This window comes from Kribbella solani (assembly GCF_014205295.1).
In the GTDB taxonomy this organism is placed as follows: Bacteria; Actinomycetota; Actinomycetes; order Propionibacteriales; family Kribbellaceae; genus Kribbella; species Kribbella solani.
Genome location: NZ_JACHNF010000001.1, coordinates 6,190,665 through 6,203,425, shown reverse-complemented (window position 1 = coordinate 6,203,425; position 12,761 = coordinate 6,190,665). Strand labels below are relative to the sequence as shown.

Genomic DNA, 12,761 nt, shown 5'->3' with positions numbered 1-12,761 from the left:
CGGAGACCCAACATCACCGAAGGCAGGGCCAGTTCTTTCCCAGGCCTCAGGCCCCAGGACATCCCGGTCCGTGTCCTTTCTCTCTCCCAAGACTTCTGCCGATCAGATCACAGTTCGTGACGGCCTAACGTGGGATGCCGACCGCCTGCGTGCATACGAGTGGTTGGTGCCATTCCTCGACATTCCCGCCGACGCAGCTGCGCCTTTGTATATGACACCACCGACCGACGAGGTTGTCGGTTCGTATGGCGAATACGCGATTGCCTGGATCGAGGAGGCTGAGGGAAAGAAGTTGCGCTGGTGGCAGAAGCTGGCAATCGTGCGGCAACTGGAGCATCGCGCAGACGGCTCGCTGGTTTGGCATTCAGTTGTCGAGTCGTGTCCTCGTCGTGCGGGCAAATCGGTGCGCATCAGGGGAATGGCGCTCTGGCGAATGGCGCACGCGTTCCTGATCGGTGAGGTGCAGACGGTCGTTCACTGTGGCAACGATCTGCCGATCTGTCGTGAGATCCAGCGAGGTGCATGGAAGTGGTCAGCCGAGCAGGGCTGGAATGTCACGAAGGCCAACGGCAAGGAGGCCATTGAGGCCGACGACGGGTCACGCTGGCTGGTGCGCAGTCAGGAGGGCGTGTACGGCTGGGAGGCGGGCCTGGCGGTGGTAGACGAGGCCTGGGACGTGAAGCCCGACACGGTCTCCGAAGGCCTGGAGCCTGCAATGCTGGAGCGCCTGTGGTCGCAATTGCACCTCACGTCGACCGCTCACCGGCGAGCTACCAGCCTGATGAAGAAGCGCATTGTCGAGGCCTTGGTAGTGGACGACGGCGAAACGTTGCTAATGCTGTGGGGTGCACCTTCTGGAGCCGATCCTGGCGACCCTGAAGTATGGAAGGCGGCCAACCCGCACTGGTCAGAAGATCGCCGCAGAATAATGACCAAGAAATACGAGAAAGCGCTGGCCGGCGAGGTGGACCCAGAGGCCGATGACCTCGACCCGATGGCTGGCTTCACAGCGCAATACCTCAACATGTGGCAGCTGAATACCGCACCACGCGAGAAGGGTAAGCCGATCTCCACGAAGGAGGAGTGGGAGGAACGGATTGTCGACCTTCCGGCAACCGCGCCACATTCGGCTGCAATCGAGTCGTGGTTCGCTGATGGTGTCTCGCTAGCGTTCGCCTGGAAGGTAGACAGTCAGGCAATCGTCTCGGTGCAGGACTTTGCCGACCTCGAAGAGGCGGCATTAGTCCTCAAGGAGTCGCGCTTCAGGGGCACTGTGACCGTTGGCGCAAGCCTGGCTGACGATCCCGCGCTGGTCGGTATCCGATGCGCCAAAGGCCAGGGCCTAGTGATCGCGTCGGTGCGGGAGTTTCAACGCCTGTTGTCCGAAGACGCATTCTTGCACGACGGCGGTGAGGAGCTAACCAATCAGGTTTTGGCAGCACGGGTCGCGGCTGGCACCGATGGGCCGAGAATGGTCTCCAATGGGCGAGCCGATGCGATCAAGGCAGCCCTATGGGCAATTCAATCGTGCCGCAAGAAATCAGTAGGAAGGCCGCGTATCATCGTCTCGCGGTAAGGCGAATTCGGGTCGGTCGAAATAGGGCATTGCTTGGCCGACCCGAATTCGCGGAGCTACGGTCCGGCACATGGGCATTTGGCGCGCTATCACCGGCCGTTCATCGGTTGTGTCGCACGCGCTGGCGGTCCCGTCGACCACGGGTGAATCCTTCGTGCAGCGACCCCGTTTCGCGGTCGATATCGACTCTGGCGTCCTGTACGGAACCCCGTCTCTGGAAGATTACATCTTCGGTCGCGCCAAGATTTCCCGCCAGGATGCTCTCGCCATTCCGGCGATCAAACGAGCCCGTGATCTGATCTGCGGTGAAATCGGACAGTTCCCGTTGCGGGTGTATGACCCACAGGGGCGCGTGGCAACGAACTTCAAACCTAACCTCGTTGACCGGCCGGAAGCTGGCGTCGCCCCGTCGGTGACGATGACTCGCACCATCGAGGACATGCTCCTGTCGGAGCGCGCCTGGTGGCGGATCACGCACGTCGGCTGGCACAACCGCCCCATCGAGGCCATTCGCCTCGATGCCGAAACGGTGACGGTGCAACCAAAGTTCGTCTCGTATCCCGAGGGGACCGCCACGATCTGGCCGGACGTTCCCGGCCTCATCCGCATTGACTCCCCGAACGGTGGTCTGCTGACCGCCTCGCCTGCGCTCCGGGCGTACATCGCCCTCAATGCCGCTGCCCTCCGTGCAGCCCAGGGCCTGCCGCCCGTCGACTGGTTCACGCCGACCGAGGGCGCTGATCCGGTCGTTGGTGAGCCCATCGGTGACGAGACGCAGGAGGAGGCCGACGATCGGGCGATCGCGGAAATTCTCGACGCGTGGTATCAGGCCCGCCAGCTTCGGCGAACGGCCTACGTGCCAGCGGCGCTGAAGTACAACCGCGACGGCTTTAACCCCGAGCAGCTGCAGATGGCCGCGTCCCGCGAGTTCATGGTGACCGAGGTTGCACGGCTGACCGGCATCGACGCCGAGGAGCTCAGCGTCTCGACCACCAGCCGTACGTACTTCAACAGCCAGGACCGCAAGCGTCAGCGCCTCGAATCGGTGCTCGGTCCGTACATGACGGCGGTCGAGGGTCGCCTGTCTATGGACGACATCACGCCTTACGGCTACCGCGTCGCCTTCGACACGTCGAGCTACCTGCGCCTGGACGACCTGGCCGCAGCGCAGACCGACGAGATCCTCATCCGCTCGAAGGTGCTCCGGGTCAACGAGGCACGCGACAAGCGCGGCCTGGAGCCACGCAGTGACGCCGAACTTGCGGAGCCGATCCCGAACCCCACCCCGGCACTGCCAGCCGCACAGGAGGCCAGCAATGGCTAACAGCACCATCACCTTCGCGGCGGCAGCGTTCGCCGTCGATCAGGAGTCGCGGACGCTGACCGGTGTCCTTCTCCCGTTCGGGGAGGTGTCTCGTCCGGCCGTCGATCCAACGACAGGCCGCTCGGCGCGCTTCATGTTCCGGGACGCCAGCACGATCACCCTGCCCGAGGACTTCTCGGATGTCGTCCTGAACTACGGGCACGACGGCAAGTCGCTCTACACCCAGGTCGGCGTTGCCGTTGCACTGGCGACCGACGAGGACGGCGTGCAGGCGAAGTTCAAGATCGCCGAAACCCCCGAAGGTGACCGCGTTCTGGCGCTCGCCAAGGACCGAGTCCTCAAGGCATTCAGTGCCGAAGTCGAGGGTCAGTTCGAGGCCGGCCAGGACGGCATTCAGTACTCCAAGGCAACGACCCTCACGGGGGCGGCGGTCGTTCCGAAGCCCGCGTTCTTGGGCGCACACATCACAGCTGTTGCGGCATCTGCCGCGCCAAACCAGGAGGAACCGATGGGAGACACGAAGGTCGGCGCGGACGAGACCGTCGCGTTCACCAAGGCCGAGGGTGATGCGCTCATGGCGCAGGTCACGGCCCAGGCCGAGAAGATCGCGGAGCTCGAGAAGATCAAGCTCCCGGTCGGCCCCGGCACCGCGCAGTTCCAGGTCAACGAGGAGCCGATCTACCGGTTCGCGGGCGACACGCCAGCGCCGTCCGGATTCGACTTCGCGACCGACCTGCTGGCGGCTGGCAAGGACGGCGACGCAGCCGCGCTGGCCCGCCTGCAGAAGTTCACCGCCGAGCACATGCGCCCGCACTTCGCGGACCAGCCGACCACGACTGCGGACGTTGCCGCCGTCAACCCGAGCCAGTACCGCCCGGACATGTTCCTGGGGCAGGCTCCGACGCCGAAGTCGCCGCTGTACGACACGTTCTACAAGGGCAGCCTGTCGAGCGTGCAGCCGTTCTTCTGGTCGAAGCTCGACCGGGCGAACACCGATGTCGGCGTGAGCGACCACACCGAGGGCACCGACCCGGAGTCGCGTGACCTCGTCACCGCCGCTGGGACGACCGTCACCCCGACGGCGGTGTCCGGCAGGGTCCACATCACCCGCGAGGTTGCGGACCAGGGCGGCAACCCGGTTGTCTCCGGCCTCATCCGCAACGAGTTCGATCGGTCGTTCAGCATCGCGCTGGAGACCAAGACCGCCGCGCTCATCCAGGCTGCCTCGATCACCGAGCTGGGAGCCTCGATCACCGCTGGTGCGACCGGACTGGTCGCCGGTGCTGCGGTCGAGGCGGGCCTGCTCGGACTGCAGTTCCTGGCGGACGGCTTCCGGTTCACGAAGGCGTTCGGGCACGTCGACCTGTACACCAAGCTCGCCCTCGCCGTGACCGGCAACGACGAGAAGGTCTACCCGATCATCAGCCCGCAGAACCGCGACGGTTCGACCGGCAACAAGTTCTCCTACATCGACATCGCGGGCTACCAGATGTACCCGGCCGCGAGCCTCGGCGCGACGACCGTCAACAACAAGTCGCTGATCGCCGACCCGTACGCGGTGCACATCTGGAACAGCGGCCTGACCCGCCTGGACAAGCTCCAGGAGAAGGTCGAGGGCTGGGACCTGGGCGTGTTCGCGTACTTCGCCGGAGTCGTCTACGACGTGACCGGCCTGCGCAAGATCACCTACACCCTGTCCTGATCGGAGACGGACACATGAGCAAGAACGTCAACGTAGGCGACCAGATCGACCTCGGGAAGGTTGGCTACGTTCGCCTGCCAGACGGAGGCGTCGTCACGTCGGGTCGCCTCTACACGGTGCGACACGAGGGCACTCACGTTGCCTTCGGCACCGAAGAGGTCGAGTACGAGGCCGTCGACCCGACGAAGGTCGTCAGCACGCCCGCAGTCGAGGAAGTTGCCGAGGAGAACGAACCGCCGGCCAGCCCTCAGGCGCCGAGCGCGCCGACCGTCTGACCCAACAGCAAGCGCCGAGAGGAGGTGGCCAGCGATGGCGATTCCAGATCTAACAGCCGTGAAGAACTACCTCGGACAGACGTCCGCGTCTGACGAGACGATCACGTCAGCGCTGGCCGCCGAGACCGCCGCACAATCCCGCGTGTGCCGCATCCCTGCGACGTACCCGGATGACCTAGGCGAAGCCCTAAAGCGGCGCGTAGCACGCAACCTCGCGTTGCGTGGGCTACCTATCGCGGTCCTCCGGGGCGACGCAGAGACCGGCAACACGATCCTGCCAGGACGAGACCCAGAGGTCCGTCGCTTCGAGGCACCGTTCAGAAAGCTGATGCTCGGATGAGCTTCGTTGAAAGCCGTGCCGCGATTGCCGAGGCGCTCTCCACCGTGGAGGGCGTCACCGGCTATCCGAAGCGGCCGACCACCTGGACCCCAGGTGACGCCATCGTCCTGGTCGAGCAGATCGACCACACGCTCGGCGTTGCCTGGCAGGTCACCTGGCGCATCGTCCTCCTGTTGTCCGGTGACGAAGGTGTGGCGATCGAGCAACTAGACGAGTTGCTCCCCCTGATCACCGATGCACTCCAGCCACTGGTGTACGTCGACACGGCAACACCTGAGGCAGTCCAAACAGAGGGCGGCGACATGACCGCCGTCGTCATTCTCGCAAGATCGGAGTAAGCCCAATGACTGCACCAGCTGGCGCGTACGTGTTGAAGGACGCGCTTCTGACCATCGAGGCGACGGACTACGCCGCCCAGTGCACCAGCGTCGTCCTGACCCCCGATCAGCCGACTCAGACCATCCGAACGATGGTGCCGGATGGCGTCGTCAACGACACCGACACGGCCACCTGGACCGCCAGCATCAACGGCATCCAGGACTACGTGACCGCCCGAGGTCTCGCTCGCCTGCTGACCGAGATGTCCGGCGAGAAGATCGACATCGTCTTCGAGCCGAAGAAGGGCGGCGTCTCGGCGACCGTCACGGCCACCGCGAAGGCGGTCCCGTTCGGCGGCGAGCAGGGCGCGTTCACCACGTTCTCCGTCGAGCTGCCGTGCGACGGCCAGCCGGTGTTCGGAGACCCGGCCTGATGGCGCGCACGGATGTAGCGACCCAGAAGATCGTCGGCACAGGTCTCGCTCCGAACATGACTCAGCCGACCGTCGATGGCGACGTGATCGACTCCGGCTCTGTCGCCGTCATGGTGACCAACGGATCTGGTGCCTCGATCAACGTCACGGCCCAGACGCCAGCGAAGTCGGCCGGTCTGGACGTTGCCGAGAACATCGTTGCCGTCGCTGCCGGTGCGACCCAGCTCATCGGCCCATTCCCCAAGGGCACCTACGGCCAGCCGTCTGGTGCCGACGAGGGACGGGTCTACATCGACTACAGCGCGCAGGCTTCGGTCACGCGTGCGGTTGTGGGGTTCTGATGTTCACCTTCCGAGTCCGTCCCGAGAACGGCGACGAGTTCGAGGTCAAGGCCAGCACTCGCGACGTGCTCACCTGGGAGAAGACGACCAAGGGCAACAAGTCCTACGTCGACCTCCTACGGGAGCCGAACCTCGTCGACTACTACAAGATCTGCCACCTCGCCGCATGGCGTCAGCAGCTGTTCACCGGCTCTCTGAAGGAGTTCGAAGAGCAGCACGACATCGACCTGTCGACCGGCGACGAGCGCGAGGAGCAGGACGCCGAGCCGGACCCTACCCAGCAGGCTCGCTCCAGCGAGTCGTAATCGCGCTCGCCATCAGGACCGGCATTCCGCCGTCCGTCTGGGCGGACGAGGGCGAGCAAGCCATCGTCACTGCGCTTGACCTACTTGCCAACGGCAACGACGAGCAGCCGAGAGGGGGTGCACCAGCCGGATGGGAATTGCAGTCCGAGTGAAGATCACTGGTGCACGCGAGACGCTCGCCGCGTTCCGCAAGCTACCCAAGGACGCGACGGTCGCCCTGCGAGATGCCAACACGCGCATCTCGCAGGACCTGGCGCTTCGCATCCGGCTGGCGGCCGAGACGGCGAACGGCCAGAGTGCGTTGGTCGCGCCAACGGTCAAGGCGAAGCGCGACCGAGTTCCGTCCGTCCAGGCTGGCGGCAAGAAGCGCGCAGGCAAGCAGGCCCGTCGTTCTCGTGGGCAACGACCGACGACGGTCTCAGACCTGATCTATGGGTCGAACTTCGGCGCGAACTTCCTGAAGCAATTCCCCAAGCCCACCCAGCCTGACCACTGGTTCTTTGACACGGTCGAGTCGAACCAAGAGCTCATCGAGCGCCAGTGGCTGAAGGCCGTTGATGACGTTCTGGGAAAGTGGGGTTCCGGTGCCTAGTCCGTCTCGTACCGTCAAGGCGAAATTCGACGGCGATTCTTCCGGCCTCGCTCGCGCCGCTCGCGATGGCGAGAAGGAGATCGACCGGTTCACAAAGAACGTCGACAAGAAATACCGGAAGTCCGGCGACGATTCCGGCAAGGGATTCATTAATGGGCTCAAGAAGTGGTTCTCGCCATCGGCGCTTGGTGACCTGAAGAAGAGCGGCGAGTTTGGCGGCTCCGTCTTCGGCTCCGGCCTCCTGGGTGCGTTGAAGACGCCTGTCCTCGGTCCAGCCATCCTCGGTGTTGTCGGCGCGACTGTGGCTACCGTCATGCCCGCCGTAGGTGCGATTGCAGGTACAGGACTCGTTGCAGGGTTCGGTGCAGGCATCGCCGGCCTCGGCCTGGTGTTCGCGGCCAAGTCGGACAAGGTGAAGTCGGCTTGGCAGAAGACCATCAAATCCATGGGCGACGACATGGAGCTTCTGTCGCGGCCCTTCGAGGACACGCTGGTCCATATGTCCGATTTCGCCCAGCGGACATTCAACCGATTCAAGCCGGAACTCGACTCGGCGTTTAAGCTCCTCGCGCCGACGATCACCGATTTTGGCGATGAGGCCAGCCAGGCATTCGAGGAATTAGCACCAGCGATCGAGCCTGTTTCGGAGGCGTTCGCAAACGTCCTCGACTCCCTGGGGCCGGCCATGCAATCGGCCCTTCACGAAACGTCGCAGGGTCTTGTGACTCTCGCGGAATCAGTAAAGGACAACCCCGACGCGCTGGCCGACACGGTCAAGGGCGTTGGTGATCTGACCAAGACGCTGCTCGACGGCATCACCGTTCTGAACAACATCAACGGCCAGGTCGAAGACCTCACTGGCGGATTCTCCCTGGTGGATGGCGTGATGGGCGGATTGCAGCTCGCGGTGTCACAGGTCTTCGGTCCGTTCGCGTTGCTCGAAAAGGGCCTGGATGCCGTGGGCCTGAAGGCCGACAAGGCGACGCAGGCCATCCAGATCAACGCCGAGACGACGAAGCTCTGGACGCAGGGCCTAAGCCAAGGACAGCTCGCGGCCATGGGCATCACCGGCGCGACTACCGGCGCAGGGAATGCAGCCGACACGGCTGCAACGAAGTTCGCCCGACAGAAGGCGGCCACCGATGCGCTGATCGACTCGACGTTCCGGCTGCAGAACCTGGCGCTCGGCCTGGCCGGTGCTCAGATCAACTACCAGTCGGCCGTCGACGCAGCGACCGCATCCGTGAAGGACAACGGCCGGACGCTCGACATCAACAGCGAGAAAGGTCGCGCCAACAAGCAGGCGCTCCTCGCCGTTGCACAGGCTGCCAATGCGCAGACGCAGTCGATGATCGAGTCCAACAAGGGCACGGCAGCGGCCGGACGGTCGGCAGAGCAGGCACGCGGCAACTTCGTCCGCATTGCAACGCAGATGGGCCTGTCGAAGAAGGAGGCCGACAAGCTCGCCGCGTCCCTGATCGGTATTCCGCCGAACAAGAAGGCGAACGTCTCGGTAGCCGGTGCGACCGCAGCGAAGGGGCAGGTCGACGCGCTCGGCCGGTCGATCAACAACCTGCCGAAGAACAAGGTCGTCAACGTGACCTACAAGGTCGCGGGCATCGAGCGGACTACGCCCTCGAACATCATCGGCTCCGCTGGTCGGTCGGCGTCGGGTGGTCCAGTCCAGCCGAACCGCAGCTACCTCGTTGGTGAGCGTGGCCCCGAGCTCCTGACGATGGGCAACCAGCCTGGGCAGATCACGAACGCCGAGCGCCTGAAGTCTGTTGCCTCTAGCACCAGCCAGCCGATCGTGGTCGAGAATCACATCGAGATTGGCGGCGAGGTCGTGCGAGTCGTGCGGACGGAAATCAAGGCCGACAAGAAGGAGACCAAGCGCCGTGAGACTGCGGGGGTGAGGGCATCGTGACGCTCTCTGTCAGCTACGAGTCGACCCTAAACCGCCGCAAATTGGCGGTCACTGCGCTAGCCGCAACGACTACCCGTGTGACCGTAGAGAGGGCCGTAGCGCCATACGTGCGGTGGGATGCGGTGCGTGGGTGGTCGGCGCAGCCGGTCGCTAGCAACGCCGTTACTTACTACGACTACGAGTTCCCCGAGGGGGTCGCGTACAAGTACCGCGTCCACGAGTTCAATGCATCGGGCACCGAGACGGCTATCACCGAGTACAGCGTCTCGGCCGTCTCGTTCAGCGACGTGTGGCTAAAGGTGCCTGCGGCCCCTTTCCTTAACCGGGCCGTCGTCGTTGCTGACCGAGGCGAAATCACTAACCGGTCTCGCGGTGGCCTGTTCGACGTGCAGGGACGCACCGATCCGATCCTGATCAGCGACGTGCGGAGTGGACCTGCCTACACGCTCAAGCTGCTGACCGAGACGGCCGCCGACGAGCGCGATATGGAGTACACGCTCTCGACCGGCGATGTGATCTTCATTCACCTGCCCGCAGCCGTCGAGACAATCTCGGGCGGGTACTACGCGGTGGGCGACGTGTCGCGGGATTCGACCCTGCGCCTGTCGCCTCGGCGCGTGTGGTCATTGCCGCTGACGCGAGTTGTTGCCCCCGGCCCGGACGTGGCTGGTGCTGCCTACACGTGGACCTCGGCAATGAACGAGTACGCGACGTGGGATGACCTCATGGCTGACAACGCGACCTGGGGTGACCTGATGCAGCGCACCGGCTCGCCTGCGGACGTGATCGTGCCATGAGGCCGGTCAGCGCTGCGTTTCTGTCCACCCTGCGCGGGTCTCACGGGGCATGCTTTCGCGCCAGGGTGTGCACGAGCTTCCAGACCGGCAACGACCCTGACGGCGTCGAGATTCCGATCCTGGACGGCAACGTGCAGGCAGCATCCACTGCCAACATCCGCGCAACGCTGAACCTCACGACCGGCCGCGACCCCCAGGGCGCGGTGCCTGCTGCCGAGTGGCCTCGCAACGCCTCTGGCCTGCTCGCCCCATACGGCAACGAGATCTTCGTGGAGAGCGGAGTTGCGTACGGCAACGGCTCTCACGAGTGGGTCAGCCACGGGTACTTCCGCATTAACAACCCCGAGCAAGACGATGCGCCCACAGGTCCGATCGACATCACGGCGACAGACCGTATGGCTGGAATCATCGACGGCCGGTTCCTGACGCCGCGCCAGTTCGCATCGACCATGACCTTCGGGCAGCTCGTCGCGCAGTTGGTCACCGAGGTCTACCCGCTCGCCACCATCTCCTGGGACGACACAGGCGTTAGGGATACGACTGTCGGGCGCACCGTCACCGCAGACCGAGACCGCTACCAGACGTTGATGGATCTGGTTACGTCGCTAGGCAAGGTCGGCTACTGGCGCTACGACGGGGTCTTCCGAGTCGAGACACCTCCGGCCATCAGCGGCACTCCATCCTGGGAGGTCAACAGCGGACGTAATGGCGTGTTGACGAAGCTGTCGCGGTCGATCACTCGTGAGGGCATTTACAACGTGGTTGTCGCGTCCGGCGAGGCGACCGACACGACTCCTCCGGTGTGGGGTGCGGTCGCGGATCTGTCGCCATCCAGCCCGACGAGGTACGGCGGACCGTTCGGGCCAGTGCCGCGCTTCTACACGTCACCGTTTCTCACTACGAACGACCAGTGTCGGCTAGCGGCCGAGGTTCTGCTGCGCAAGTCGCTCGGCCTCCCGTACTCCGTCAACTGCGAGGCGGTCCCGAATCCCGCACTCGAGCCGGATGACCTAATCAGGATCGGCACAGAGCGGCACATCATCGATGTGGTCACTATCCCGCTGCATCCACGGTCACCCATCACCATCACCACGCGGAAGCAATACGGCGAGCAAACCGGGGATGTGACCGAATGACGACTGATACCGGACCTGCTGCGCACATCCGCCAGGGCACCGTCGAGTCCTGGGATGGAGCCACAGGCAACAATGTTCTGAGGGTGGCCGGCGGGCAGCTACTGAACGTGCCCTCGCTCACCGCCGAGTCCGCCTCGCTTCAGGCGGGCGACGTGGTCAACCTGCTGAGCGCGGGGAACAAGTGGTTCCTGCTCGGCAAGGTCACGACCCCCGGCGACCCTGGCACCGTGCCGACCTGGACGGCCGACATCAGTGCGCTCACCGGCCAGGTCGACACCATCCAGACCGTCACTATCCCTGCCGTCCAGGGCGACGTGACGGTTGTGCAGGGTCAGGTCACCGATCTGGGTTCTGATGTGACGGCGGCACAGACGGCTGCAGACAATGCCGCATCAGCGGCGGCAGACGCCGTTTCTACGGCCTCAACCGCCCAGACCACGGCTACCAATGCCCAGACGGCCGCCGATGCCGCACAGGCCGACGTAGACGCGCTCACCGGCACGACGTTGCCCGCCTTGCAGGCCCAGGTTGACGGCATCCTGCCAATCACCGAGACCGACATCAGCGACGACGCGATCACCACGCCGAAGATTGCGGCTGGGGCGATCACCGCCGCCGAGATTGCGGCACTTGCCGTGACCACGTCAGCCCTAGCCGCGAACGCCGTTACGGCGGCCAAGATCGCAGCAGGCACCATCACGGCTACCGAGCTAGCTGCAGGTGCCGTCACCGCCGCGAAGATTGCCGCAGGCACCATTACGGGCGACAAGCTGTCCGCTACGGCAATTGATGGCAAGACCATCACGGGATCTCTGATCCGGACTGCTGCATCCGGACAACGCATTGAGCTGAACTCATCCCAGGACAAGGTCCTGTTCTACTCGGGCGAGCCAACCGAGGACTTCCCTGGTTCGATCTACGCGGATGTTGTCGGCGTGGGAGGTACTGCGGCAGGAACCTACATCAACTCCCCGGTCGTAAGCGGGTCTCCGGCCTCTCAGCTCATCCTGGGTTCTCGCTCAGATACGAACTCGTCAACGTCGTTTCTCTACTCGGATCAGATCCAGCTCAACGGGTTGAACTCCCAGATAGCCATTGGCGTCGGCAACCAAATTCAGCTAGAGGCTGCTGACGAGGTGTTCATCACATCCGACAGCAGCGGCATCCAAGTCGAGGGAACATATCTGACCTTCAACGGCGGCAATGTAGCCGTTGGTAGCCCTTTCTGGCTGGGCTACTTGAGCAGTGCACCTGCCGTACCAGCTGCCAGCACGCTCACGACGCTCACGGGCTGGACGACGATCGAGAACGATGGCATCCCCAACGTAGGCACCGGGGTCTTCACGATCCCTGCCGGTGGTGGCGGCCTCTACAGGATCTCAGGGCAGCTGTGGTGGAGCCCATTCAACGGGGCCGTGTCGGGCACGCGGCTTACCCAGGCCGTCAAGACCAGCGGGTCTGCTGCCGTTATCGCCAGCGTGACGGTGGACCCGCCTTCTGGCACGTCCTCAGGGAAGGCACCTGCCTTGGCCCAGTGGAACAAGCTCTTCCGCTTGGCAGCTGGAGACACGGTCATCATCAGATTCCAGCACACGAGCAGTGGCAGCGAGACCAACAAGGTGCCTACGGCAACGACACAAGACATCAGCTTCTTCCAGATCGTGCGGGAGCAGCTATGAACGAACAGGAGAAGCC

Annotated in this window: 14 protein-coding genes; all 14 read left to right on the top strand. The window is 64.1% G+C overall.

The annotated features are described in order from the left end of the window. Positions 1 to 70 precede the first annotated feature (70 nt). The 14 genes from HDA44_RS28640 (at position 71) to HDA44_RS28575 (ending at position 12,745) form a co-directional block, all read left to right on the top strand. Positions 71 to 1,576 carry an HNH endonuclease gene (locus HDA44_RS28640; RefSeq protein WP_337906520.1) on the top strand — a complete coding sequence of 502 codons (1,506 nt, stop codon included), beginning with the start codon at positions 71 to 73 and terminating at the stop codon, positions 1,574 to 1,576. 70 nt (positions 1,577 to 1,646) lie between these two features. After that, a complete protein-coding gene (locus HDA44_RS28635) occupies positions 1,647 to 2,900 on the top strand; it encodes a phage portal protein (RefSeq protein WP_184839634.1) in 1,254 nt (417 codons plus the stop codon). Beyond that, positions 2,893 to 4,602 carry an HK97 family phage prohead protease gene (locus HDA44_RS28630; protein WP_184839632.1) on the top strand — a complete coding sequence of 570 codons (1,710 nt, stop codon included), beginning with the start codon at positions 2,893 to 2,895 and terminating at the stop codon, positions 4,600 to 4,602. The genes HDA44_RS28635 and HDA44_RS28630 overlap by 8 nt, the downstream gene beginning before the upstream one ends. A 14-nt stretch (positions 4,603 to 4,616) precedes the next feature. Continuing rightward, positions 4,617 to 4,877: a hypothetical protein gene (locus HDA44_RS28625; protein ID WP_184839629.1), complete on the top strand. Its 261-nt coding sequence runs from the start codon at positions 4,617 to 4,619 to the stop codon at positions 4,875 to 4,877. 34 nt (positions 4,878 to 4,911) lie between these two features. Further along, positions 4,912 to 5,217: a hypothetical protein gene (locus tag HDA44_RS28620; protein WP_184839627.1), complete on the top strand. Its 306-nt coding sequence runs from the start codon at positions 4,912 to 4,914 to the stop codon at positions 5,215 to 5,217. Beyond that, on the top strand, positions 5,214 to 5,555 hold the full coding sequence (locus HDA44_RS28615) for a hypothetical protein (RefSeq protein ID WP_184839625.1): 342 nt from the start codon (positions 5,214 to 5,216) through the stop codon (positions 5,553 to 5,555). Before HDA44_RS28620 ends, HDA44_RS28615 begins: the two co-directional genes overlap by 4 nt. 5 nt (positions 5,556 to 5,560) lie before the next feature. Then, positions 5,561 to 5,968: a phage tail protein gene (locus tag HDA44_RS28610; RefSeq protein WP_184839623.1), complete on the top strand. Its 408-nt coding sequence runs from the start codon at positions 5,561 to 5,563 to the stop codon at positions 5,966 to 5,968. After that, positions 5,968 to 6,309 carry a hypothetical protein gene (locus HDA44_RS28605; RefSeq protein ID WP_184839621.1) on the top strand — a complete coding sequence of 114 codons (342 nt, stop codon included), beginning with the start codon at positions 5,968 to 5,970 and terminating at the stop codon, positions 6,307 to 6,309. Before HDA44_RS28610 ends, HDA44_RS28605 begins: the two co-directional genes overlap by 1 nt. Further along, entirely contained in the window at positions 6,309 to 6,614 is a 306-nt protein-coding gene (locus HDA44_RS28600) for a hypothetical protein (RefSeq protein ID WP_184839619.1), read from the top strand. Before HDA44_RS28605 ends, HDA44_RS28600 begins: the two co-directional genes overlap by 1 nt. A gap of 148 nt (positions 6,615 to 6,762) precedes the next feature. After that, on the top strand, positions 6,763 to 7,206 hold the full coding sequence (locus HDA44_RS28595; protein WP_184839617.1) for a hypothetical protein: 444 nt from the start codon (positions 6,763 to 6,765) through the stop codon (positions 7,204 to 7,206). Continuing rightward, positions 7,172 to 9,133 (top strand): hypothetical protein, encoded by a 1,962-nt coding sequence (locus tag HDA44_RS28590; protein ID WP_184839615.1) that lies wholly within the window; start codon positions 7,172 to 7,174, stop codon positions 9,131 to 9,133. Before HDA44_RS28595 ends, HDA44_RS28590 begins: the two co-directional genes overlap by 35 nt. Before the next feature lie 122 nt (positions 9,134 to 9,255). Continuing rightward, on the top strand, positions 9,256 to 9,930 hold the full coding sequence (locus HDA44_RS28585) for a hypothetical protein (RefSeq protein ID WP_184839613.1): 675 nt from the start codon (positions 9,256 to 9,258) through the stop codon (positions 9,928 to 9,930). Continuing rightward, positions 9,927 to 11,066, top strand: coding sequence for a DUF5047 domain-containing protein (locus HDA44_RS28580; protein WP_184839611.1), 1,140 nt, complete (start codon positions 9,927 to 9,929; stop codon positions 11,064 to 11,066). The genes HDA44_RS28585 and HDA44_RS28580 overlap by 4 nt, the downstream gene beginning before the upstream one ends. After that, positions 11,063 to 12,745 (top strand): alanine-zipper protein, encoded by a 1,683-nt coding sequence (locus HDA44_RS28575; RefSeq protein ID WP_184839608.1) that lies wholly within the window; start codon positions 11,063 to 11,065, stop codon positions 12,743 to 12,745. The genes HDA44_RS28580 and HDA44_RS28575 overlap by 4 nt, the downstream gene beginning before the upstream one ends. The last annotated feature ends 16 nt before the right edge of the window (positions 12,746 to 12,761 follow it).